This window comes from Enterobacter sp. KBR-315C3_2022 (genome assembly GCF_041399425.1).
Taxonomy (GTDB): Bacteria; Pseudomonadota; Gammaproteobacteria; order Enterobacterales; family Enterobacteriaceae; genus Enterobacter.
This window is the reverse complement of record NZ_JBGKEB010000009.1, coordinates 20,602-43,197: the sequence shown is the minus strand read 5'-3', so window position 1 is coordinate 43,197 and position 22,596 is coordinate 20,602. Positions and strand designations below refer to the sequence as shown.

27 protein-coding genes are annotated in these 22,596 nt (G+C 57.1%); 15 read left to right on the top strand and 12 right to left on the bottom strand.

Annotated features, from left to right (window positions below; translation table 11 throughout):
- Window positions 1–10: 10 nt before the first annotated feature.
- Window positions 11–511, top strand: a complete 501-nt coding sequence (locus AB8804_RS11465) for a YbaK/prolyl-tRNA synthetase associated domain-containing protein (protein ID WP_371186128.1) — start codon at window positions 11–13, stop codon at window positions 509–511.
- A 16-nt stretch (window positions 512–527) separates the two neighbouring features.
- Here the strand turns inward: AB8804_RS11465 and AB8804_RS11460 are convergent, their stop codons facing one another.
- Window positions 528–2,567, bottom strand: a complete 2,040-nt coding sequence (locus tag AB8804_RS11460) for a TonB-dependent copper receptor (protein ID WP_371186126.1) — start codon at window positions 2,565–2,567, stop codon at window positions 528–530.
- 186 nt (window positions 2,568–2,753) lie between these two features.
- Complete coding sequence (gene yoaI / locus AB8804_RS11455) at window positions 2,754–2,858, bottom strand: small membrane protein YoaI (RefSeq protein ID WP_371186124.1); 105 nt, start codon at window positions 2,856–2,858, stop codon at window positions 2,754–2,756.
- A gap of 282 nt (window positions 2,859–3,140) precedes the next feature.
- On the opposite strand from yoaI, the gene AB8804_RS11450 reads away from it, so the two are divergent.
- The 3 genes from AB8804_RS11450 to AB8804_RS11440 all read left to right on the top strand — a co-directional run bounded on the left by AB8804_RS11450 (window position 3,141) and on the right by AB8804_RS11440 (window position 7,077).
- Complete coding sequence (locus AB8804_RS11450) at window positions 3,141–4,472, top strand: glycoside-pentoside-hexuronide (GPH):cation symporter (protein WP_371186121.1); 1,332 nt, start codon at window positions 3,141–3,143, stop codon at window positions 4,470–4,472.
- A gap of 15 nt (window positions 4,473–4,487) precedes the next feature.
- The gene (locus AB8804_RS11445) at window positions 4,488–6,524 is read left to right on the top strand and encodes a TIM-barrel domain-containing protein (protein ID WP_371186119.1); all 2,037 of its coding nucleotides are present in this window, start codon (window positions 4,488–4,490) and stop codon (window positions 6,522–6,524) included.
- A gap of 106 nt (window positions 6,525–6,630) precedes the next feature.
- Window positions 6,631–7,077: a DUF441 domain-containing protein gene (locus tag AB8804_RS11440; RefSeq protein WP_371186117.1), complete on the top strand. Its 447-nt coding sequence runs from the start codon at window positions 6,631–6,633 to the stop codon at window positions 7,075–7,077.
- On the opposite strand, the gene AB8804_RS11435 is transcribed toward AB8804_RS11440, so the two are convergent.
- Entirely contained in the window at window positions 7,061–7,852 is a 792-nt protein-coding gene (locus AB8804_RS11435) for a helix-turn-helix transcriptional regulator (protein WP_371186431.1), read from the bottom strand. The two genes, AB8804_RS11440 and AB8804_RS11435, sit on opposite strands and share 17 nt — an antisense overlap.
- A 99-nt stretch (window positions 7,853–7,951) precedes the next feature.
- On the opposite strand from AB8804_RS11435, the gene AB8804_RS11430 reads away from it, so the two are divergent.
- On the top strand, window positions 7,952–9,139 hold the full coding sequence (locus AB8804_RS11430) for a CynX/NimT family MFS transporter (RefSeq protein WP_371186115.1): 1,188 nt from the start codon (window positions 7,952–7,954) through the stop codon (window positions 9,137–9,139).
- Window positions 9,140–9,174: 35 nt separating this feature from the next.
- Here the strand turns inward: AB8804_RS11430 and AB8804_RS11425 are convergent, their stop codons facing one another.
- The gene (locus AB8804_RS11425; protein WP_371186113.1) at window positions 9,175–9,882 is read right to left on the bottom strand and encodes a CTP synthase; all 708 of its coding nucleotides are present in this window, start codon (window positions 9,880–9,882) and stop codon (window positions 9,175–9,177) included.
- A gap of 148 nt (window positions 9,883–10,030) precedes the next feature.
- Here AB8804_RS11425 and AB8804_RS11420 point away from each other — a divergent pair, with 148 nt between their 5' ends.
- Window positions 10,031–10,375 (top strand): DUF488 domain-containing protein, encoded by a 345-nt coding sequence (locus AB8804_RS11420; RefSeq protein ID WP_371186111.1) that lies wholly within the window; start codon window positions 10,031–10,033, stop codon window positions 10,373–10,375.
- Here AB8804_RS11420 and AB8804_RS11415 read toward each other — a convergent pair whose 3' ends face one another.
- Together AB8804_RS11415 and AB8804_RS11410 are read right to left on the bottom strand one after the other, a co-directional pair.
- Entirely contained in the window at window positions 10,376–10,681 is a 306-nt protein-coding gene (locus tag AB8804_RS11415; RefSeq protein WP_371186109.1) for a hypothetical protein, read from the bottom strand.
- An 80-nt stretch (window positions 10,682–10,761) separates the two neighbouring features.
- Complete coding sequence (locus AB8804_RS11410) at window positions 10,762–11,016, bottom strand: DUF333 domain-containing protein (protein ID WP_371186107.1); 255 nt, start codon at window positions 11,014–11,016, stop codon at window positions 10,762–10,764.
- A 306-nt stretch (window positions 11,017–11,322) separates the two neighbouring features.
- On the opposite strand from AB8804_RS11410, the gene AB8804_RS11405 reads away from it, so the two are divergent.
- Genes AB8804_RS11405 through yoaJ form a run of 3 tightly spaced genes read left to right on the top strand, consistent with a single transcriptional unit; the run spans window position 11,323 to window position 12,570 of the window.
- A complete protein-coding gene (locus AB8804_RS11405; RefSeq protein WP_371186105.1) occupies window positions 11,323–12,351 on the top strand; it encodes a sensor domain-containing diguanylate cyclase in 1,029 nt (342 codons plus the stop codon).
- Between the two features lie 45 nt (window positions 12,352–12,396).
- Window positions 12,397–12,495, top strand: a complete 99-nt coding sequence (locus AB8804_RS11400; RefSeq protein ID WP_371186102.1) for a YoaK family small membrane protein — start codon at window positions 12,397–12,399, stop codon at window positions 12,493–12,495.
- Window positions 12,496–12,570 carry a protein YoaJ gene (yoaJ, locus tag AB8804_RS11395; RefSeq protein WP_371186429.1) on the top strand — a complete coding sequence of 25 codons (75 nt, stop codon included), beginning with the start codon at window positions 12,496–12,498 and terminating at the stop codon, window positions 12,568–12,570.
- Between the two features lie 52 nt (window positions 12,571–12,622).
- On the opposite strand, the gene AB8804_RS11390 is transcribed toward yoaJ, so the two are convergent.
- Both AB8804_RS11390 and AB8804_RS11385 read right to left on the bottom strand, forming a co-directional pair.
- The gene (locus AB8804_RS11390; RefSeq protein ID WP_006174788.1) at window positions 12,623–12,871 is read right to left on the bottom strand and encodes a GlsB/YeaQ/YmgE family stress response membrane protein; all 249 of its coding nucleotides are present in this window, start codon (window positions 12,869–12,871) and stop codon (window positions 12,623–12,625) included.
- Between the two features lie 264 nt (window positions 12,872–13,135).
- Window positions 13,136–13,744, bottom strand: coding sequence for a transporter (locus AB8804_RS11385; RefSeq protein ID WP_371186099.1), 609 nt, complete (start codon window positions 13,742–13,744; stop codon window positions 13,136–13,138).
- 217 nt (window positions 13,745–13,961) lie between these two features.
- On the opposite strand from AB8804_RS11385, the gene AB8804_RS11380 reads away from it, so the two are divergent.
- Window positions 13,962–14,465, top strand: coding sequence for a DUF1543 domain-containing protein (locus tag AB8804_RS11380; protein WP_371186097.1), 504 nt, complete (start codon window positions 13,962–13,964; stop codon window positions 14,463–14,465).
- 78 nt (window positions 14,466–14,543) lie between these two features.
- Here the strand turns inward: AB8804_RS11380 and AB8804_RS11375 are convergent, their stop codons facing one another.
- The 4 genes from AB8804_RS11375 to icd form a co-directional block, all read right to left on the bottom strand.
- Window positions 14,544–14,987, bottom strand: a complete 444-nt coding sequence (locus AB8804_RS11375; protein ID WP_371186095.1) for a molybdopterin-binding protein — start codon at window positions 14,985–14,987, stop codon at window positions 14,544–14,546.
- 136 nt (window positions 14,988–15,123) lie between these two features.
- Window positions 15,124–15,792: an epoxyqueuosine reductase QueH gene (locus AB8804_RS11370; RefSeq protein WP_371186092.1), complete on the bottom strand. Its 669-nt coding sequence runs from the start codon at window positions 15,790–15,792 to the stop codon at window positions 15,124–15,126.
- Between the two features lie 99 nt (window positions 15,793–15,891).
- Window positions 15,892–16,440: a chorismate mutase gene (locus AB8804_RS11365; RefSeq protein ID WP_371186090.1), complete on the bottom strand. Its 549-nt coding sequence runs from the start codon at window positions 16,438–16,440 to the stop codon at window positions 15,892–15,894.
- 336 nt (window positions 16,441–16,776) lie between these two features.
- On the bottom strand, window positions 16,777–18,027 hold the full coding sequence (icd, locus tag AB8804_RS11360; RefSeq protein ID WP_371186088.1) for an NADP-dependent isocitrate dehydrogenase: 1,251 nt from the start codon (window positions 18,025–18,027) through the stop codon (window positions 16,777–16,779).
- 117 nt (window positions 18,028–18,144) lie between these two features.
- Between icd and rluE the strand changes: the two genes are divergently transcribed.
- From rluE to purB, 5 genes are read left to right on the top strand one after another with little or no spacing between them, the layout of a single operon-like run.
- Complete coding sequence (gene rluE / locus AB8804_RS11355; RefSeq protein ID WP_371186086.1) at window positions 18,145–18,798, top strand: 23S rRNA pseudouridine(2457) synthase RluE; 654 nt, start codon at window positions 18,145–18,147, stop codon at window positions 18,796–18,798.
- A gap of 9 nt (window positions 18,799–18,807) precedes the next feature.
- Complete coding sequence (locus AB8804_RS11350; RefSeq protein ID WP_371186084.1) at window positions 18,808–19,281, top strand: NUDIX hydrolase; 474 nt, start codon at window positions 18,808–18,810, stop codon at window positions 19,279–19,281.
- A 40-nt stretch (window positions 19,282–19,321) separates the two neighbouring features.
- Window positions 19,322–20,431 (top strand): tRNA 2-thiouridine(34) synthase MnmA, encoded by a 1,110-nt coding sequence (gene mnmA, locus AB8804_RS11345; RefSeq protein WP_371186082.1) that lies wholly within the window; start codon window positions 19,322–19,324, stop codon window positions 20,429–20,431.
- 27 nt (window positions 20,432–20,458) lie between these two features.
- The gene (gene hflD, locus AB8804_RS11340) at window positions 20,459–21,088 is read left to right on the top strand and encodes a high frequency lysogenization protein HflD (protein WP_112009388.1); all 630 of its coding nucleotides are present in this window, start codon (window positions 20,459–20,461) and stop codon (window positions 21,086–21,088) included.
- Window positions 21,089–21,107: 19 nt separating this feature from the next.
- On the top strand, window positions 21,108–22,478 hold the full coding sequence (purB, locus tag AB8804_RS11335; RefSeq protein WP_371186080.1) for an adenylosuccinate lyase: 1,371 nt from the start codon (window positions 21,108–21,110) through the stop codon (window positions 22,476–22,478).
- Window positions 22,479–22,596 lie beyond the last annotated feature (118 nt).

Sequence of the window (22,596 nt, the reverse complement as noted above, 5' to 3'; positions counted from 1 at the left end):
GGAATTCACGATGTCTGAAGAAACCATGGGAAAAACCACCCACCAGCAGCTTATTGCGTTACTCACCGCGCAGGGCGCGCGCTTTCGCGTGGTGGAGCATGAGCCGGTAGGCAAATGCGAAGCGGTGAGCGAAATTCGCGGCACCGAGCTGAAGCAGGGTGCGAAGGCGCTGGTGTGTAAGGTGAAGGGGAACGGCGTGAAGAAGCACGTTCTGGCGATCCTGGCAGCCGATCAGCAGGCTGATTTAAGCCTGCTTGCCGGTCACTTTGGCGGCCTTAAGGCCTCCCTCGCCAGCCCGGCGGAGGTGGACGCCCTCACCGCCTGCGTGTTTGGCGCCATTCCGCCGTTTAGCTTCCACCCGGACCTTACGCTGGTCGCCGATCCGCTGCTGTTTGAACGCGTGGACGAGATCGCCTTCAACGCTGGCCTGCTGGAAAAATCGGTGATTATGGATACCCAGGACTACCTGCGCATTGCCCGTCCCGAGCTGGTGGCGTTTCGCCGCCCGTAGCCCGGGACGGACGGCCTCAGAAGGTGACGTTCATTTTCGCCCAGAAGGTGCGGCCTGGCTCGTTAACCGGCGTGTCGGAAGAGTAGCCAAAGCTGCTGTTCCCCGCCAGGTTAAGGTGCTCGCTGTAGCTTTTATCGAACAGGTTATCGACGCCGCTGCTCAGCTTGAGGTTCTTGTTCACCTTATAGGCCGCGTTGGCGGAGACGATGGCAAAGCCCGCGCTCTGGTCAAAGTCTTTCCCCACCACGTTGCCTTCGTTCATCGTCACCCGGTGCTGAGGGCTGACCATGCGCAACAGCCCCGTTGAGCTAAGGTCGCCCTTCTCCCACGTCAGGCCCAGGCGCGCTTCCAGCGGCGGCATCTGCGGCAGCGGCTGGCTATCGTCGGTATTTTCCCCCCACGAGTAGTTCAGCGTGGCGTCGGTCTTCCACTGGTCGCTGAGCTGATAGGACGCGCCCATTTCGCCGCCCATAATGGTGGCATCAACGTTATCCGCCTGGCTGACGTGGCTGTCGTCAGGATCGTACAGGAAGAGGATATAGTCGTTGATGCGGCCCACGTAGGCCGAGATCCAGCCGGTGGCGCGCTCCCCTTTGTACTGCGCGCCAATATCGAGCTGCGTTGTTTTTTCCGGCTTGAGGGTGTCGAAAACGTCGGACGTGCCGTCCGGACCGTAGGTCGGAGAGAAAAGCTCCCAATAGTCCGGGAAGCGTTCGGTATAGCCTAACCCGGCGTAGACCATCGCAGGCGCGGAGCCGAGGTTATGCTCAACGCGCAGGAACCCCGCGGGCAGGATGTCATTTCTACTGCTGCTGCCCACGCCGGAATAATTATCCACCTCCACCTTGTCCAGACGCGCGCCGCCGATGACTTTGCTCAGGTCGGTTGCGCTCCAGGTCAGCTCGCCAAACGTGCCGTAATCGTGGAAGCGGGCATCCTCCTGCCAGCCTGCGTCCTCATCCTCTTCGTTGCTGCGGTGGGTGTTGGTCTGCATATCTACGCCGCTTTGCAGCTGGAAGTCTGACCACAGCCAGGTGCCCATCATTCTGCCGCCGACCGTGCGGCGATCGACCTGCTTGTCCATCGGCATCGACATATCCATCGACCCCGTCGGCATGCCGCCCATGGAGCCGGAAGACATATCCGACGAAGACCGCATGGAGTAGTTGTCCATGATATGGTTGGCGTAATTGTAGTAAACGCTCATATCCAGCGAGTCGAACACCTCGCCGATATTCTCTTTCTTAAAGCGCAGCCCCAGGCTCTCGCGCTTAAACTGCGAGCCGTCCATGCCGCGCCCGGCGTAGCTGGCGTCACCATCGCCCTGTCCGGCGGTCAGCTCCAGCAGCGTGTCGGCATCCGGCGTCCAGCCGATGGCCATATCGGTATTCCATTTGTCCCACTTCGAGGCCACGCGATCGCCGTTACCGTCTTTGTAATCGCCCGCCTTTGAGCTGTTGCCGTTCAGGCGCACGTAGCCATCTTCATTGCCAAAGCTGACGTCAGCGTTCTCGTCGAAGCGATCGTTAGAGGCCGTCAGGAAGCTGGCATCACCTTTGATTCCGGCTTTATCAAAGCGCGGCGGTTCGCGCTCGAAGCGTACCGTCCCCGCGGAGTTCCCCGGCCCCCAGAGTACCGTTTCCGGTCCTTTAGTGACCGTCAGCAGGTCGTAGCTCTCCGGAGCGATATAGGAGCTGGGCGCGTCCATGCGCGACGGGCAGGCGCCGAGCATTTCGCTGTCGTTGGTTAACAGGCGCAGGCGCGATCCAAACATGCCGCGAAACACCGGATCGCCGTTGCTGCCGCCATTGCGGATCTGGCTAAACCCGGGAATGGTTTTCAGGTAGTCCGAGCCGTCGCTGGCTGGCACCGGCTGGCGCGGGGTTTTCGGCGATGTCACCACCTCCAGCGGCGAGAGCACCGGTGCCGTTACGGTGATCACATCATCATCGCTTAACTGCGCCGCCGGGCTGGTCTCTGCCGCGAACGCCGAGCATGACAACGCAACCAGCAGCGACAGCGCCAGCGGATGAGGTTTGAAGAGGTCGTTTTCCATTCGTAAGCCCGGGGAATAAAAGAGTGATGCCCCGCCGAAAGCAGCTGCCCGGCAGAACGAGTTATAGGCGTAACATTTTGCGAAGGCGGGCTGTCCGGAACAACGACGGCGGAGGAGAATAAGAAGCCACTTAGGGGCTTGAAAAAATACGGTAATGCGGGTACGCGAACGCGTCAGAATGAGAGGTTAGCCGTGGCGCTCGAGAAAGAGTACCGATGCCACGAGGATCGCCGCAATGGTAAAAAAGGTTCCTGAAATACAGAGCATATCGACAAAGGCAGGATCGTGCATTTTTGCTCTCCCGGCAGGCTTTTCTCTTTTGTAGCGCCAGATAATGACAGCGGCATGACATTTCCACGACAGAATAAATAATGTGGCGCTGAAACGATTCGTGGATATTTTTCTCGCTCTGCGCCTAAATAATTATTCTTAACCCTAAATTGTTACCGGTATCACGAAAAAGAGTTTCCATAACTCCTTTGCCAAATCTCGTAATTGTGAACGTGCCGGTCGTGGTTAAACATGATGATGACAACACATCATATATAACCTCATACGGGCAAGGCGATTACCATGACCGATAAGATTACCCGCAAAGAAAAAATCAGCTATGGGCTCGGCGATATGGCCAGCCATATCGGGCTGGATAACGTGATTATATTTCTGACCTTTTATTACACCGACGTCGTGGGGCTGCCTGCCGCCTTTGTCGGAACGATGTTCCTGCTGGCGCGCACGGCGGATGCCATTATCGATCCGGCCATGGGCTATATCGCCGACCGCACCCGCACGCGCTGGGGGAAATTCCGTCCGTGGATGCTGTGGCTAGCCCTGCCCTTTGGCGCAAGCTGCCTGCTGACGTACGCGGTGCCGGAATCTCTCGACCTGCACGGTAAAATGATCTTCGCCACCGTCAGCTATACCCTGATGATGCTGATGTACACCGCCATTAATATCCCGTATTGCTCCATGGGCGCGGTGATTACCCCTGATAACGATGCCCGTATTTCCCTGCAGTCCTACCGCTTTTTCCTCGCCACGCTGGGCGGCGCGCTTTCGACGTTCTTCATGATGCCGCTGGCGGAGTTTATCGGCGGTGCCGATAAGCTGCTGGGCTACCGCTGGGCGATGGCGATTATGGCGACCGTTGCGGTGATAATGTTCTGGATCTGCTTCGCAAATACCCGTGAGCGCATTAATGCTCCGCCCACCCATAATAATTACCTTTCTGAACTGCGGGATTTATTGCGTAACGATCAGTGGCGCGTGGTCGCCGTGCTGGTATTAACCAATATTGGCTTTGGGGTTATTCGGCTCGGCGCAATGATGTATTTCGTCACCTATTATCTCGGCAGCGCCAGCTATTTTATCTGGATGCTGGGGGCGCATATTTTAGGAAAAGCCGCCGGAAGCGCGCTGGCAAAACGGCTGACGCAAAACTACAGCAAGGTGCAGATGTTCGGCTATTGCTCCGTGCTCGCGGGCGCGTTGAGCATCGGCCTGTTCTTTGCCCCTAAATCGGTGCTGATCCTGGTGCCGATGACCTTTATCGTCTCCACGCTCTACCAGGCCACCACCACGCTGATGTGGGTGATGATGGCGGATGTCGCCGACTACGGCGAATGGAAGCAGGGCAAGCGCATGGACGGGGTAATCTTCTCCACCTTCCTCGCCGTGCTGAAGCTCGGCATGGCGATCGGTGGCGCCATCGTCGGCTGGACGCTTGGCTTTAGCGGCTATGTGGCGAACGCCCCGGAACAGACCACCACCGCGATGTACTGCATCATCGCCCTGTTCACCCTCGTGCCCGGCATTCTGTCGCTCTGCGCGTTTGCCACGCTGCGCTGGTACAGGCTCGACGACAGCACAATGAAAACTATCCAACTCGCCAAACACACTGCTTAAAAGGACGCGCTATCTATGAGTGAGCTGATTCAACATTCCAACAGCATTGAGTGGCGTTTTGAACGTCAGATCCTGCGCATTGAACCCTGGGGGGAGAACAGCCTGCGCGTCAGGGCAACCTGCTCAGCGGATTTTAGCGACGCGCTGCATGCGCTCCTGCCCGCATCGCCCTGCTCCGCTGAAGTCACGGCGGAAGCCGAACGCCTGACGCTGCGCAACGGCAATATTCTCGCCACGCTCAACCTCAAGGGCCAGCTGGCGTTTTACAACGCGCGCGGAGAGCTGCTGCTGGAGGAGATGTGGCGGCAGCGCTCAACGGTCGGCATCGGTGCCAGCGAAAAGAGCCAGGATAAATACGTGAGCGCCCTGAAGCTGGACGGCCGCGAATTTAAGCCGCTGGCGGGCGGAAAGTATCAGCTGACGGTGCGCTTTGAATCGCGCGCGGAGGAGCGTATCTACGGCATGGGCCAGTACCAGCAGCCGTGGCTGGATCTCAAAGGCTGCACGCTGGAGCTGGCGCAGCGCAACTCCCAGGCCAGCGTGCCGTTTATGCAATCCAGCCTCGGCTACGGCCTGCTGTGGAACAACCCGGCCATTGGCAAGGCCAGCTTCGCCAAAAACCAGACCGAATGGCGCGCCCGGGTGACGGGCGAGATGGACTACTGGATCACCGCCGGGGAGACGGTGGCCGACATTACCCGCCAGTATGTAAAGGCGACCGGCGCGCCGCCCCGGGCACCTGCGTTTATCAGCGGATTGTGGCAGTGCAAACTGCGCTACCGCACGCAGCAGGAGGTGCTGGAAGTGGCGCGCGAATACCGCCGCCGTAACCTGCCGCTCTCGGTCATGGTGATCGACTTCTTCCACTGGCCGAACCAGGGCACCTGGTGCTTTGATCCTATCGACTGGCCCGATCCCAAAGCGATGGTCGATGAACTGCGCAAGCTGGACATTGCCCTGATGGTCTCCGTCTGGCCGACGGTTGAGGCGCGAAGCCCGCTGTATCCGCTGATGAAGGCCAAAGGCTGGCTGGTCAGCAGCGAGCGCGGCGTGCAGGTGAATCTCGACTTTATGGGCAACACTACCTTCTTCGACGCCACCCACCCGCAGGCGCGCGAGTTTGTCTGGGATACCGTGAAGAAAAATTACTATGACCTCGGCATCAAGCTGTTCTGGCTGGACGAGGCGGAGCCGGAATACCGGGCCTATGACTTTGACAACTATCGCTACTACGCGGGACCGGTGCTGGAGGTCGGCAACCGCTATCCGAGAGACTTCGCCCAGGGCTTTTACGATGGGCTGCAGGCGAACGGTGAAACCGATATCGTTAACCTGGTGCGCTGCGCGTGGGCGGGAAGCCAGCGCTACGGCGTGCTGGCGTGGTCGGGCGACGTTCACTCCTCGTTCCACGCGTTTCGTAACCAGCTCGCGGCCGGGCTGAATATGGGGCTGGCGGGCATCCCGTGGTGGACCACCGACATCGGCGGCTTCCAGGGCGGTAACGTTAACGACCCGGCATTCCACGAGCTGCTGATCCGCTGGTTCCAGTGGGCGGTATTCACTCCCGTTCTGCGCATGCACGGCTATCGGGAACCGCAAATTCAGCCGCCGGAACGCTACCGGGACGGCATTCCCCAGTGCAACAGCGGCTCGCCTAATGAGCTGTGGAGCTATGGGGAGGCGAACTTCGCCATCATGCAGTCCTGGCTCTGCGTGCGTGAAAAACTGCGCCCGTACATCGACGCGCTGTATGAAAACGCCCATCAGCGCGGCGACCCGCTGATGCGCCCGCTGTTCTGGCACTACCCGCAGGAAAAACAGAGTTGGGAAGTTGAAGACCAGTATCTGTTTGGCGAAGACCTGCTCGTGGCGCCGGTGATGCACGCGGGCCAGCGCGAACGCGAGGTGTGGCTGCCTGCCGGCAGCGGCTGGATTGCCCTGAGCGGCGAGCGCTATGCCGGTGGCGCGCGCGTTTGCGTGCCTGCCACCCTCGACACCATCCCGGTATTTGTCCGTGAAGGCAGCCCGCTGGTCAGCGAGCTGGTGGGGTAAGTTCGGGCAAGCGCCCAAAAAATAGAGGATATTTTTATAAAAGCCTGCTTGCTTTCGCGTTTGCGCGTACAGTTAGCAGGCTTACTCTTTTTGGCAAGGATCCGTCATGTTTGACCCTACTCTGCTCATTCTTCTGGCCCTGGCCGCGCTCGGTTTTATCAGCCATAACACCACCGTCGCGATCTCTATTCTGGTGCTGATCATCGTGCGCGTGACGCCGCTGAACACCTTCTTCCCGTGGATAGAAAAACAGGGGCTGACCATCGGGATCATCATTCTGACCATCGGGGTAATGGCGCCTATCGCCAGCGGCACGCTGCCCGCCTCGACGCTGCTGCACTCCTTCGTTAACTGGAAGTCGCTGATTGCGATAGCCGTGGGCGTTTTTGTCTCCTGGCTTGGCGGCCGAGGCGTCACGCTGATGAGCTCCCAGCCCACGCTGGTTGCCGGGCTGCTGGTCGGGACGGTGCTGGGCGTTGCCCTGTTCCGCGGCGTGCCGGTCGGCCCGCTGATCGCCGCCGGGCTGGTGTCGCTGTTTATCGGGAAGTCGTAGCCAGGCTGGCCGCGTAGCGCGCTGGCGTCTGGCCTAGCCCTTTCTTGAACATGGTAATGAACGCGGTGGTGGAGTCATAGCCGAGAAGCTGCGCCGCCTGCTGAACGGATTTTCCGCTTATCAGCAGCTGCAGCGCCACAATCAGCTGGAGCTGGTGCCGCCAGCGGCGAAAGCTCAGGCCCGTCTCTTTAACCACCAGCCGCGCGAGGTTGCGCTCGCTCATCGCGAAGTGATGCGCCCACTGCGCCAGCGTCTGCCACTGGGCGGGCCGTTCGGCCATGGTCTCGCTCATCTGGCGAATTTTAGGGTGAGGCGAAACGGGAAGCTGCAAATGCTCCTGCGGCTGCAGCGGCAGCTCGTCAAAAAGCACGTTGACCAGGCGCGACGTGGCGGGCTGGTTTCGCGCCTCCCGCGTTTTCTCTGCCAGGGAGAGGATCAGCTCCCGCACCAGCGGCGAAATCTTTAGCGTGCAGCAGCGCTCCGGCAGGCTGACCACGCCCGGCTCGATAAATAAAAAGCAGAGCTGCGCGCTGGGGGTGGCCTTATTGCTGTGCGGCAGCTGCCCGGGGATCCATACCGCATACTGCGGCGGCACCATCAGCATCGCATTTTCAACTTCGCAGGTGATTGCCCCGCCGAGCGCCAGAATCAGCTGCCCCTTGCGGTGCTGGTGCAGGGGAATATGCTGCTCCTCGGCCACCACGCGAACGCGAAACGCCACCGCCGCGTCGTGCTGGCTGTCGGGATCGTAGCCATCCAGTCCAAGACCGATCATCATGTTGTCCGATATTAGCGATAAACTGTCATTTTAGCCTGATTTCAACCAGCGATAAAATCGGTATCGTATGGCCTCGCCTGAACGTATGAGAAAACAATGAGTACAGATATTCGAACTTCCGGGAAACAGGGTGCGCTGCTGATCGCAGGCATTCTGATGATTGCCACCACGCTGCGGGTGACCTTTACGGGTGCCGCCCCGCTGCTGGATACCATCCGCCAGGACTATGGCCTCAGCACGGCGCAGACCGGGCTGCTGACCACGCTGCCGCTGCTGGCGTTTGCGCTTGTCTCTCCCCTTGCTGCGGGCGTTGCGCGCCGCATCGGGATGGAGCGCAGCCTGTTTATCGCCCTGCTGCTGATTTGCGCCGGGATTGCCGTTCGCTCCCTCCCCTCGGCGAGCCTGCTGTTTGCGGGAACGGCGGCGATAGGCTGCGGCATTGCGCTGGGTAACGTCCTGCTTCCGGGGCTGATTAAGCGCGATTTCCCCGGCCAGGTCGCTAAACTGACGGGAGCCTATTCCCTGACGATGGGTGCCGCCGCCGCGCTGGGCTCCGCGCTGATCGTCCCCCTGGCGCTAGGCGGTGCCGGCTGGCACGGCGCGCTGCTGATGCTGATGATTTTCCCGCTGGCGGCGCTGCTGCTCTGGCTGCCGCAGTGGCGCCGGACGCCTCCCGCGACGGTCACGGGCGCGGGTACGCTCCACAACCGCGCCATCTGGCGCTCGCCGCTCGCCTGGCAGGTGACGCTGTTCCTCGGCATCAACTCGCTGATCTACTATGTGATTATCGGCTGGCTTCCGGCGATCCTGCTCAGCCACGGCTACAGCGAAACCCAGGCGGGCTCGATGCACGGCCTGCTGCAGCTGGCCACGGCGGTGCCGGGCCTCGCGGTACCGCTGCTCCTGCATCGTCTTAAAGATCAGCGCGGGATCGCCGGGCTGGTTGCCCTGATGTGCGCCGTCAGCGCGGCGGGCTTCTGGTTCGCGCCGGGCATGGCCGTGGTCTGGACGCTGATTTTCGGCTTTGGCTCCGGCGCGACCATGATCCTTGGCCTGACGTTTATCGGCCTGCGCGCCAGCTCGGCCCATCAGGCAGCGGCACTGTCGGGAATGGCGCAGTCGATTGGCTATTTACTGGCGGCTTGCGGGCCACCGCTGATGGGGAAAATTCACGATACCGCCGGAGACTGGCACATTCCGCTGATGGCCTGCGCGCTGGCCGCCGTCGTGATGGCCGCCTGCGGAGTCCTTGCCGGGCGCGATCGGGAGATCACGCCCCGCTAAAAAAGCAAAAGGCAGACCACCCGGTCTGCCTTTTTTTATCCGCGCGCGGCGCGCAGCATCGCCTGCACCAGCACCACCGGGCGCCCGTCCAGCGCGGCGCGCTCGTGCTGGAACAGGGTAATGACGAAGAACGGGTGCGTCACCAGCTCCGCCGCGCGGATCTCGCCCTGCTCGTCCCAGCCCGTCACGCGCATATCGCCACTCTCCAGCTCCTGCGCAAATTCCGGCGATACGCCATAGTTACAGTGGTATCCCTCGATAATCTCCGGCCTGCCGTAGGCTTTCGCGATCAGCGTGTTGTTGCGCAGCTCAATGGCGTCCGTTTTCTCCACCAGCGAGCACGCCAGCGGCGCAATCACCATGGTTCCTTCGCTGTCGGTTTCCGCGTGCGCGGCATCGCGCCAGCCCAGCACGTTGCGGGCGTATTCAATCAGTGCATGCTGGAACCCGCCGCAGGTGCCGAGGAAAGGAATGCCGTTTTCGCGCGCATAGCGTGCGGCGATGAATGCCGCCTCGGCGTTTTTATACGGGCTTGCCGGAACCAGCCAGATGGCGTCATAGCCCACCAGATCTTCCGGGCTGGTCAGCTCGGTTGTCGCAAGCCAGTCGTAATCGGCAGTGAGTTCCAGAACGGCCGCCGCGTCGTCAATAGCCAGGGGGATCGCCTGATGCGCAATCACGTCGGGGTTGTAATCACCGACCAGGGCAATGCGCAGCGTTGTTTTAACCGGGGAGAGTTCCATGAAGGGTTCCTTACGCCAGAGTTTTATCCGATAACATAAGGAGCCTCAGACTACCGATCTTTTGCTGCTATCACAATACCTTAAATTGGGAGGGCCATCGCAAAGTGCTATAGTGAGTGGCGTAACAGCGTGCGAATAAGGAGAAGAGATGATCCAGTGCAAACGGGTGTACGAAGAGGCTAGCGCGGCGGACGGCTACCGGGTGCTGGTCGACAAGCTTTGGCCGCGCGGAGTTAAAAAAGCCGACCTTGCGTATGATGAATGGTGTAAAACGCTCACGCCTTCCACCGAGCTGCGCAAAGCCTTTCACGGCGAAACGATAGATTTTGCGCACTTCAGCAAGGCCTACAGGGAGGAGCTGGCGCAGCACAAAGAGGACGGTATGCGTCTCGCGGAAATAGCAAAAAAGCAGACCGTCACGCTGCTGTACGGCGCGAAGGATACGCAGCAAAATCATGCCCTGGTGCTGGCCGACTGGCTGCGCCAGCTCTAATTACGAAGTGGCCAGCTCGTCACGCGCCTGCGCGACGTCGTCCGGCGCGAGCGGCATAAGATGCTCGGGGCGCACAAACGCAAAGCCATGCTGGTTATCGAAGGCATATACATCCCCCGTGACCAGCCACAGCGGGCGATCCGCCGTAACGGGCAGCTGCGTCATGACCCCATTTACCGGGTTCACAAAGCGCTGTCCGGGCTGGCACAGGCCAAAGAGTTCGACTGATTTACCGATATTACGACGCCCTGCCGTCGTACGAGCGCCGATGATAATGGCCAGGCTGCCCGGTTTTAGCTGAAACATACTTCTCTCGCGGTGAATATAATCAGATAGTGATTGAGAAAAATCCTAAAGAGAAGTGTATCTCACTCGCTATCCGTCTGTCACCTGGCGGGCTGCGGGTGGTCGCGACGATAGAGGTCCCACTCATCAATCACCTCGCCGCCGGGTAGCTTGCACTCCGTACGAACGCCCTGCGGGCTTTGAACCGGGATCTGCTCCCCGCCTTTTTCCAGACAGTATACCGACGCCGGGTTTGCCATGCCGATGGCGTGCGGCGGTTTTGGGGCATCAGGCGGCGTGGGGGCAGTGCTGCATGCCGCAAGCGGCAGCGCCATAGCCAGTAACAGATATTTCATCGTAACGATCCTTTGAATGACACGAAAAAGTAAGGGTAACGCGCTTTCTCCATGATTTCTCCATTAAACCTGCACTTTTTTGCGCTAACGTACCGCATGTTCTCGCTTTGACCAGAGAGCATCATCATTCCGTAATCAAGATGTTTGGCCCCGTTTCAACGACGGGGCATTTTTTTATCCCTTCCCCGCGCTTTGCTCACGAATATATTAAATTTTTTAACTTCATGTTTTACTATGGCTGGAGCCTACTATTTCAGCATAACATGCAGATGCGGACCGCTTGTGCATGGGAGTCTATCTACCGTCATGTCAGATGTTATCCTCGCCCGCGTTTCAGAAACCCTCACCACCGAACAATCCCTGGAAGGCCTCGTGCGCCAGCTTCTTGAGATGCTGGAAATGGTGTCTGATATGAAGTCGACCTACCTGACGAAGGTCGACATCAACGCGCGGCTGCAGCATATTTTGTACGCCCGCAACAGCAAGCAGATGCAGATCCCGGAAGGGCTGAGCGTTCCCTGGGGCGATACGTTGTGCAAGCGCGCCATAGACAGCGGCACGTTCTTCAGCAATGACGTGGCAGAACGCTGGCCAGAGTGCGAGGCGGCGAAAGCCCTCGGCATTACCACCTACATGAGCATTCCCATTCATCTGGCTGATGGTTCGCTCTACGGCACCCTGTGCGCCACCAGCACCGAAAAGAAACAGCTGAGCGAGCGCGGCGAGCAGGTGCTCAAGCTGTTTGCCGGCCTGATTGCCCAATACATCCAGAAAGAGTCGCTGGTTGCCCAGCTTCGCGAGGCGAATGCCGCGCTCATCGCGCACTCCTATACGGACGCCCTCACCGGCCTGCCCAACCGTCGGGCCATTTTTGAAAACCTCACCACGCTTTTCTCGCTGGCGCGGCATCTCAAGCGCAGCGCCGCGATCGCCTTTATTGACCTGGATGACTTCAAGCAGATTAACGATCGCCTGGGGCATGAGGCGGGCGACCAGTTTTTGGTTGAAGTCGGAAAGCGGCTGACCGAAGGGCAGAGCCAGGACGAGATTATTGGCCGTTTGGGGGGCGATGAGTTCCTGGTGGCCTGCCTGTGCGAAAACGGCGAGAGCGGCGAGCGCGAACAGTTACATCTGCTGAAAACCCGCCTTAGCGCGCGTATTGCCGGAGAATACTGGCTTGGCGAGGTTCATCTGATTTATCCCGGCGCGAGCCTTGGCGTGATTGAGGTCGACCCCGCCACAACCGATGCGGACAGCGCCCTGCGCGCGGCGGATATCGCCATGTATCAGGATAAAAAATCAAAAAGCAAAACGCGCTTTCTCGCCGCGGATTAACCTCGTACACTCTATGGCGTTTGGTAAACCGAAACAGGTGATAGCATGAGAATAGGGATCGTTTTTCCGGTCGTCATTTTTATTACGGCAGTGGCATTTTTAGCATGGTTTTTCGTTGGCGGTTACGCCGCGCCGGGGGCATAGATGAGAAAAACTACCGTGATCATGCTGATTGTGGCCGTCGTGGCCGTAGCGGGTTCGCAGTTCGGCTGGTGGTAACCCAAAAACAAAAAGGCCGCCATTGGCAGCCTTTTTTACATTTTCGTCTGGTTTAGCTTTTGATTTTTCTGTAGATAAACAGAACAACCAGCGCGCCAATCACCGCAACGGCAAAGCTGCCGAAGTTGAAGCCATCGACCTTACCAAAACCGAACAGCGTACTGATCCAGCCGCCAACTACCGCACCAATAATACCGAGTATCACGGTGACGATAAAACCACCGCCATCTTTGCCCGGCATGATCCACTTAGCCAGAATCCCCGCAATCAGCCCAAAGATAATCCAGGATAAAATTCCCATCGTTTTCCTCTCCGTATGGTTTTAGTCATTAAATCAACGACACGGAAAAGGATAGCACAGGATTTGAGAAAGGAAATTTGTGATATTCATCACACCAATAGTTCGGATGATTTTTGCGCAGAAAAATTGCCGTTCCACACGAAATGTGGGGTTGCATCTTTTGTTGAGAAAGATTATCTTTCTCAACACTGAATAGTTGAGCAAATCACTCAGGTATTCAGTACGACATTGCTCACATTGCTTCCAGTATTTCTTGCCCACTTTTTAGTGGGCTTTTTTTTGCCTCGCGTTGCTATCGACAAGATGGACAATCGTCGCCGCGGCGCAAAGAATATAGCCAAACAGCTCGGTCCCCTCTTCCACCATATTTTTCACTATCCGCAGATAGCCGTCCTGCAGCAGGTTATGCCAGAGCATCCCCATGCCAAACAGGCGCGAGAACACCAGCACCGCAAGCAGGCCCGACAGCATGATCCCCCAGCACGGCGTGCGCGTGTATTCCACCAGCTGCTGAACCGCCTTTGCGGGATGTCGCACCACGCTCAGAACGGCGATCGCCGCCACCGCCAGCGCGAACCACACCCAGCTGCCGTGGGAAATGACGTCAAACAGCGCGTCCAGCTCGCGGATCAGCATCGCCATAAAAAAGCCCGCAATCAGGATATTGCACGCGCGCATCGCGCCGCTGCGCCAGGCAAGCCAAAGGTGAACGCCAACGATGGCTGCCAGCAGGCACTCCTGCACAATTTCGGTAACCGAGATCTCTGAAAGGCCGTTGTTAAACAGGTTCACATCCAGATGCAGGCAGAGCATGGCAATCAGCACCGCGAGGGAAGAAAAGACGAACTGGAGAATGGGCTTGAGTAATAGCATTAGATACAACGTGGTTATTAAAAGAACCATCTTATCCTGCTAAACCCGCCCGACCTTTTCGATCTGTGCTACAAATCTATCATTTCATTAACATTATGAGCTGTTTAGACAGATTAAAAACAACAGTTCATCTCACCATCAATGCCTTAGGCGCGGTTGTAGCCTCATTGGTTATATAGTTAAATATATAGCGATTGGATAAATAACAGAGGGTAGAATGAACTTATATATGTTTTATGTTGGCGGGAATGCCGGTAAATCCAATATTGAAGTACACGATATTCAGTTCGTGGCGGCCAGCGAGCCCAAAGAGGCATGGCCTGCGCTACGCGAAGCATGGTTTGGGGACAAGGATAAAATTCACATAGACGGTTACAGCCGTATCACCTGGGCCGACGGACATTCCGTCACGCTTTCCCCGGAGCCTCAGGACTCCGCACAGCGCTTATTTTTCGTCAATGCGGGCGGTTACAGGCCGGATACGCTTGCTGAACTGCACGAATATGATTTGTTCGTGGCCGAAGATGCGCGGCAGGCAAAGCAAAAAGCCATGCAAAGTCTGCTCTGCGGCATCGATCAGCAGCATAAAGATAATTTGAAAGACGTTGACGATTGCCTGCTGCTTGAAAAGGTCGGAGAGCTGTTTATCCACCTTACGCCCTGCGAAACAGGTTCTCGCGATCTTCCAGAGTGGCAGGGATATCTACCGATAGGAGCGTGAAAGGCGTAAAAGGCGCGCCGCCTGAGGATGCTTTTCTCAGGACGCCCCGGAATCTAGCGGCGTCCTGTCGTATAAGCGTTATGCTTTTGCGTCCGGCCGTTTTACGCCAAGCAGCACCGATGACGCTTTAATCAGTGCAACAATTCGTTTGCCTTCGCTGATACCCATCTCCGCCATACTTTCGTTGGTAATGACAGCAGTCAGCGTTGTTCCTTCGTCCGTTTGCAGATGAATGGTTGCGTTGACCGCCCCCTTTTCCATTGACGTGATGACGCCGGGAAACTGGTTTCGCGCTGAAAACATCATTCCATTATCCTCAGACGCGAGGATAATCCAGGGGGCCTTAATTAGGGCGACCACCTCTTTCCCCTTCTCCAGAGCCAGCCTGATTCTGCTGCTACTGGTCACCACGGAGACCAGTTTTCCCCCCGTCGTGAGGGAGATTTCAATTTCATCATTCACGGAGCCGGGATGCACCGCGGAAACCGTACCGTGCAGCTGATTACGAGCAGAAACTGACATGTCATTCTCCTTTATGAACGTAGATAAACAGCTTCAAAAGTGTACATGAAAACGGGCGCCATTATATCGTTTGTCCTGTTCGCTCATCGCGCGGAGCAGCAGGCTCGAACGACCTCCGGGGCAGTTTCGTCCTGCATTACTGACCTTCGTCTTCCTTGCCGTAAAAAAGCTTACCCAGCTTGATGAGTGCCCTGCCCTGTGATTTACGATGCATGTTGGTATCGCGCAGCGAATAGACGCAGCCGCAATACTCCTGCTGGTAAAACTGCTCGCGCTTGCTGATCTCAATCATCCGCGATGAGCCGCCCTGCTTGCGCCAGTTGTAATCCCAGTACACCATTCCTGGGTAATGCGCGGCGGCGCGTTGTCCGCAGTCGTTAATCTGCTGCATATTCTTCCAGCGTGAAATGCCAAGCGAGCTGCTGATGACGGTGAAACCATTCTCGGCCGCATACAGCGCCGTGCGCTCAAAGCGCATATCAAAGCACATGGTGCAGCGAACGCCGCGCTCGGGCTCCCACTCCATCCCTTTCGCGCGCTCAAACCAGTTGTCGGTGTCGTAATCTGCATCGACAAAAGGCACGCCGTGTTTTTCAGCGAAACGGATATTCTCCTCCTTGCGGATGAGATATTCCTTCTGCGGATGAATATTGGGATTGTAGAAATAAATGGTGTATTCAATGCCCGACGCCTGGATGGCTTCCATGACCTCGCCGGAACAGGGGGCGCAGCAGGAGTGGAGCAACAATTTCCTAGCGCCGTCAGGAAGCACTAGTTTTGGTCGTTCAAATTTATCAGTAGCCATCATTATATTCAGCAAAAGTATGTTTGCGGAAATTATAGCGTATTGATAAGGAGGATTTCACTTTTTACCTGCTGCTCGCGATAAAATGATGGCGCTATTTTATTTATCGTTTTTCAGCTTTACCTTACCCAATGAACGCCAAAGAAGCTCTTTGTCGCTATCTTTAAGATGCGTCTGGTTAAGCTGTTGGATAAATTTGTCTTTGTCGGCAAATGCCTCATCAGTGGCTAATCCGGTACTGATGGCTGCAAGAATACGACTGTTTAATACGCTAATAGCGTTTCTGACTTTCTCCAGCGGTTCGGGTTTCCAATCCGTTTCAGGAACAGATAGCCAGTCCGCGCGATAACGGTACTGAATTGCCTTAGCGACGTCCATTTGCGCCCGTATGAAAGGTGTTACCGACTCGCTGTTTAAACCTAACTTTTCAGCCTCGAGCATTGAGTCGAACAGAACCCTGTCTTCCTGACGTAAATCATCGATAGCAAGGTGATTTCTGGCTTTATAACCTGCGACATCCTTCATATAGGATAATCGCTTGTTGATCAGTGCGCCCACATCGTCATTCTGTGTTTGCATCGCCGTCGTAACCGCAGAAAATAACAATCCAGCCAAGAGTAAAATCCCTCCCGTTAATTTGCTTCCCATTTGCATCATCTCCTTACCACAGAGCACAAACCAGTCATCTCGGGTTCAGTCTACCATGCTATTTACCGTATTAATTGTCGCTAAAGCCTGCGCTTATGGCTCTAATTATCGATATAAGGCATCTGAAACATCATTGATGTTTAAGGTATATATATGGTTGAAATAGAAAAATAGAACGGGAATTTTGCGAAGACGTTACGGGCGGCGTAAGCATTCTGTCTCAAGACAATTTAATGACCAGAGAACACAGCAGGATGTCGGTAGGAATCAGGAAGGTGTTGGATTAAAAAAACGGGAACCATCAGGCTCCCGTTCTCGTTTAACCCAGAATCTGGATTACATGTTCGCGATGATTGCGTCACCAAACTCTGAGCATTTCAGCAGCTTAGCGCCTTCCATCAGACGTTCGAAGTCATAGGTGACGGTTTTCGCGTTAATCGCGCCTTCCATACCTTTAACAATCAGGTCTGCGGCTTCGAACCACTCCATATGGCGCAGCATCATCTCTGCGGACAGGATGATGGAGCCTGGGTTCACTTTGTCCTGGCCCGCATACTTCGGCGCGGTGCCGTGGGTTGCTTCGAACAGCGCGCACTCGTCGCCGATGTTCGCGCCTGGGGCGATACCGATACCGCCAACCTGCGCCGCCAGGGCGTCGGAGATGTAGTCACCGTTCAGGTTCATACAGGCGATGACATCGTATTCCGCTGGACGCAGCAGGATCTGCTGCAGGAACGCATCGGCGATCACATCTTTAATGGCGATCTCTTTGCCGGTGTTCGGGTTCTTGATCTTCTGCCACGGGCCGCCGTCGATCGGCTCGCCGCCGAACTCTTCGGTCGCCAGCTGGTAGCCCCAGTCTTTGAACGCGCCTTCGGTGAACTTCATGATGTTGCCTTTGTGCACCAGGGTCACGGAGTCACGGTCGTTGGTGATCGCGTATTCAATCGCCGCACGCACCAGACGCTTGGTCCCCTCTTCGGAGCACGGCTTGATGCCGATACCGCAGTGTTCAGGGAAGCGAATTTTCTTCACGCCCATCTCTTCGCGCAGGAACTTGATCACTTTTTCTGCGTCGGCAGAGTCCGCTTTCCACTCGATACCCGCGTAGATGTCTTCGGAGTTTTCACGGAAGATAACCATGTCGGTCAGCTCTGGGTGCTTAACCGGGCTTGGGGTGCCCTGGTAGTAACGCACCGGGCGCAGACACACGTACAGGTCCAGCTCCTGACGCAGCGCCACGTTCAGGGAGCGAATACCGCCACCAACTGGCGTGGTCAGCGGGCCTTTAATCGCAACGCGGTAATCGCGGATCAGGTCCAGCGTCTCTGCCGGCAGCCAAACGTCCTGGCCATATAGCTGTGTGGATTTTTCACCGGTGTAAATTTCCATCCAGGAAATTTTACGCTCGCCTTTGTAGGCTTTCTCAACAGCGGCATCAACCACTTTCAGCATTGCCGGGGTAACGTCAACGCCGATGCCGTCGCCTTCGATGAACGGAATAATCGGGTTGTGAGGAACGTTAATCTTGCCGTTTTGCAGGGTGATCTTTTTACCTTCCGCCGGAACAACTACTTTGCTTTCCATTAACCTCTCCTTCGAGCGCTTCTGGTTGTTACTGATCTTATGTTAATAAATTGTAATGAGCCTTCCGATAGTACCTGAATGTCCCGCGCCATGAAAGGTCTTCGTTATTAGGCTATAATGCGTCAATTGATAAAGCCTGAAAATACCATGAAGAAAACTTCTTTTAGAAAACACCGGGTTGAGCGATTCAGCTCACAACACGCCGCCAGAAGACCGCAAGAAAACCAGCCAGCGCGGGTCATCCTGTTCAATAAACCCTACGACGTGCTGCCGCAGTTCACCGACGAAGCCGGGCGCAGCACGCTGAAGGACTACATCCCTATTCAGGGCGTTTACGCCGCCGGGCGCCTGGACCGCGACAGCGAAGGGCTGCTGGTTTTGACCAACAACGGCGCGCTGCAGGCGAAGCTCACCCAGCCGGGCAAACGCACCGGAAAAATCTACTACGTTCAGGTTGAGGGCGAGCCCACGCAGGAGGCCATCAGCGCGCTGCGCGACGGCGTAACCCTCAACGATGGCCCCACGCTGCCCGCTGGCGTTGAGCTGGTCGCCGAGCCTGACTGGCTGTGGCCGCGCAATCCGCCGATTCGCGAGCGCAAGTCCATCCCCACAAGCTGGCTCAAAATCACGCTTTATGAAGGGCGCAACCGCCAGGTTCGACGGATGACCGCCCACGTCGGCTTCCCGACCCTGCGCCTGATCCGCTACGCGATGGGCAGCTACACGCTCGACGCGCTAAAAAACGGTGAATGGCGCGACGTCGCCCCATAAGGAGAATCTATGTTCAAGCCTCACGTCACGGTCGCCTGCCTAGTACACGCGCAGGGGAAATTCCTGGTCGTTGAAGAGACGATCGGCGGCAAAGCGCTGTGGAACCAACCCGCCGGGCATCTTGAAGCCGATGAAACGCTGCTGCAGGCCGCTAAGCGCGAGCTGTGGGAGGAGACCGGGATCCGCGCGGAGCCGCAGCACTTCATCCGCATGCATCAGTGGATTGCTCCCGACCGCACGCCGTTCCTGCGCTTTCTCTTTGCCGTCGAACTTAGCGAAACATGCGCTACTGAGCCGCACGATGACGATATCGATCGCTGCCTGTGGGTGACGGCTGAAGAGATCCTGAACGCGCCAAACCTGCGCTCGCCGCTGGTTGCCGAAAGCATCCGCTGCTGGCAGTCTGCGGGTCGCCTGCCGCTGGAGGTCATCGGAGAATTTAACTGGCCGTTTACAGAGGGTGCCAACGGTGGGGTCGCGTGATAGAATACGCCGCCTTGAAGTTCAATGTCGTGAGTATTCCATGTCAGATAACAGCCAGAAAAAAGTGATCGTCGGCATGTCCGGCGGTGTCGATTCCTCCGTTTCCGCCTACCTGTTACAGCAACAGGGCTATAAGGTGGAGGGCCTGTTCATGAAGAACTGGGAGGAAGACGATGGCGAGGAATACTGCACCGCCGCAGCGGATCTCGCCGATGCGCAGGCCGTGTGCGACAAGCTCGGCATTGAGCTGCACACCGTCAACTTTGCCGCAGAATACTGGGATAACGTGTTTGAGCTCTTCCTCGAAGAGTACAAAGCGGGCCGTACGCCGAACCCGGATATTCTGTGCAACAAAGAGATCAAATTTAAAGCCTTCCTGGAATTTGCCGCAGAAGATTTGGGCGCAGACTACATTGCGACCGGTCACTACGTGCGCCGCGCCGATGTAAATGGCAAAAGCCAGCTGCTGCGCGGCCTGGACGGCAACAAAGACCAGAGCTATTTCCTCTATACGCTGAGCCACGAACAGATTGCCCAGAGCCTGTTCCCGGTCGGCGAGCTGGAAAAGCCGGAAGTGCGCAAAATCGCCGAAGAGCTTGATCTGATCACCGCGAAGAAAAAAGACTCCACCGGTATCTGTTTTATCGGCGAGCGTAAATTCCGCGAGTTCCTCGGCCGCTACCTGCCCGCGCAGCCGGGTAAAATCGTGACCGTGGACGGCGACGAAATTGGCCAACACCAGGGCCTGATGTACCACACCCTCGGCCAGCGTAAAGGCCTGGGCATCGGCGGCACCAAAGAAGGCAGCGAAGATCCGTGGTACGTTGTCGATAAAGACGTCGAAAACAATATTCTGATCGTCGCACAGGGGCATGACCATCCGCGCCTGATGTCCGTTGGGCTGATCGCCCAGCAGCTGCACTGGGTCGATCGCGAGCCGCTCAAGGGCACGCTGCGCTGCACGGTGAAAACCCGCTATCGCCAGACCGACATCCCGTGCACCGTGACCGCGCTGGACGACGATCGCATTGACGTGCGTTTCGACGAACCCGTGTCTGCCGTCACGCCCGGCCAGTCCGCCGTTTTCTACAGCGGTGAAATCTGCCTGGGCGGCGGCATTATCGAACAGCGCCTGCCGCTGCCCGTTTAATACGATTACACACATAAAGGAGAGCGTGTGGCGAAGAACTACTACGACATCACCCTGGCGCTGGCGGGAATTTGCCAGTCCGCCCGTCTGGTGCAACAGCTCGCGCATCAGGGTCATTGCGACGCTGACGCCCTGCACGTTTCACTTAATAGCGTCATCGATCTTAACCCAGGCTCTACCCTTGGCGTGTTCGGCGGCAGTGAAACCAATCTTCGCCTCGGTCTGGAAACGCTGCTGGGCGTGCTCAACGCCAGCAACCGTCAGGGTCTCAACGCGGAGCTTACCCGCTACACGCTTAGCCTGATGGTTCTCGAACGTAAGCTCAGCGCCGCAAAGGGCGCGCTGGACACCCTTGGCGATCGCATCGCCGGGCTGCAGCGCCAGCTCGATCATTTTGACCTGCAGTCCGAAACGCTGCTGAGCGCCATGGCCGGTATTTACGTTGACGTAATCAGCCCCCTGGGGCCGCGCATTCAGGTCACCGGCTCACCTGCCGTGCTGCAAAGCCCGCAGGTTCAGGCGAAGGTTCGCGCCTCGCTGCTGGCCGGCATTCGTGCCGCCGTGCTGTGGCACCAGGTTGGCGGTGGCCGCCTGCAGCTGATGTTTTCTCGTAATCGCCTGACGACTCAGGCAAAACAAATTCTTGCTCATTGTTAACCTCCCGGAGTTGCGAATTATGGAATTATCCTCACTGACCGCCGTATCCCCTGTCGACGGACGCTACGGCGATAAAGTCAGCGCGCTGCGCGGGATCTTCAGCGAATATGGCCTGCTGAAGTTCCGTGTTCAGGTTGAAGTACGCTGGCTGCAAAAGCTGGCCGCCCAGGCAGCCATCAAGGAAGTTCCTGCTTTTGATGAAAAGGCAAACGATTACCTTGATCAAATCGTTGCCGGGTTCAACGAAGAAGACGCGGCGCGCATTAAGACCATCGAGCGTACCACCAACCACGACGTAAAGGCGGTTGAATACTTCCTCAAAGAGAAAGTGGAAAGCGTTCCTGCCCTGCACGCGGTGTCAGAGTTTATTCACTTCGCCTGTACCTCTGAAGACATCAACAACCTCTCCCACGCGCTGATGCTCTCCACCGCGCGCAAAGAGGTTCTTCTGCCGTACTGGCGTAAAATTATTGATGCGGTGAAAGCGCTGTCCGTGGAATACCGCGACATTCCGCTGCTCTCCCGCACCCACGGCCAGCCTGCCACCCCGTCCACCATGGGCAAAGAGATGGCGAACGTGGCGTACCGCATGGAGCGCCAGTATCGTCAGCTTGAGCAGGTTGAAATTCTGGGCAAAATCAACGGCGCGGTCGGTAACTACAACGCCCACATCGCCGCTTACCCGGAAGTGGACTGGCACCAGTTCAGCGAAGCGTTCGTGACCTCTCTGGGCATTCAGTGGAACCCGTACACCACCCAGATCGAGCCACACGACTACATCGCCGAGCTGTTCGACTGCATCGCGCGCTTCAACACCATCCTGATCGACTTCGATCGCGACGTGTGGGGCTACATCGCGCTGAACCACTTCAAGCAGAAAACCATCGCCGGTGAAATCGGCTCTTCCACCATGCCGCACAAGGTCAACCCGATTGACTTCGAGAACTCCGAGGGCAACCTGGGTCTGGCAAACGCCATGCTGCAGCACATGGCCAGCAAGCTGCCGGTATCCCGCTGGCAGCGCGACCTGACCGACTCCACCGTGCTGCGTAACCTGGGCGTGGGCATTGGCTACGCGCTAATCGCCTATCAGTCAACCCTGAAGGGCGTGAGCAAGCTGGAAGTGAACCGCGATCGCCTGCTGGACGAGCTGGATCACAACTGGGAAGTGCTGGCCGAGCCGATTCAGACCGTGATGCGCCGCTACGGCATCGAAAAACCGTATGAAAAGCTGAAAGAGCTGACCCGCGGCAAGCGCGTTGACGCCGAAGGCATGAAACAGTTCATCGACGGGCTGGAACTGCCGGAAGAAGAGAAAACGCGCCTGAAGGCGATGACCCCGGCCAACTATATCGGCCGCGCCATCACCATGGTTGACGAGCTAAAATAACCCCCCGCTCCCCTTTCCGCCCGGAAAGGGGACTGCTTTTCCCCGGTTTACTCAATGTTTATCCCCAAAACAACATAATCAGCGTTAAACTATTCATACCAATTATTTAGGGAGAAGA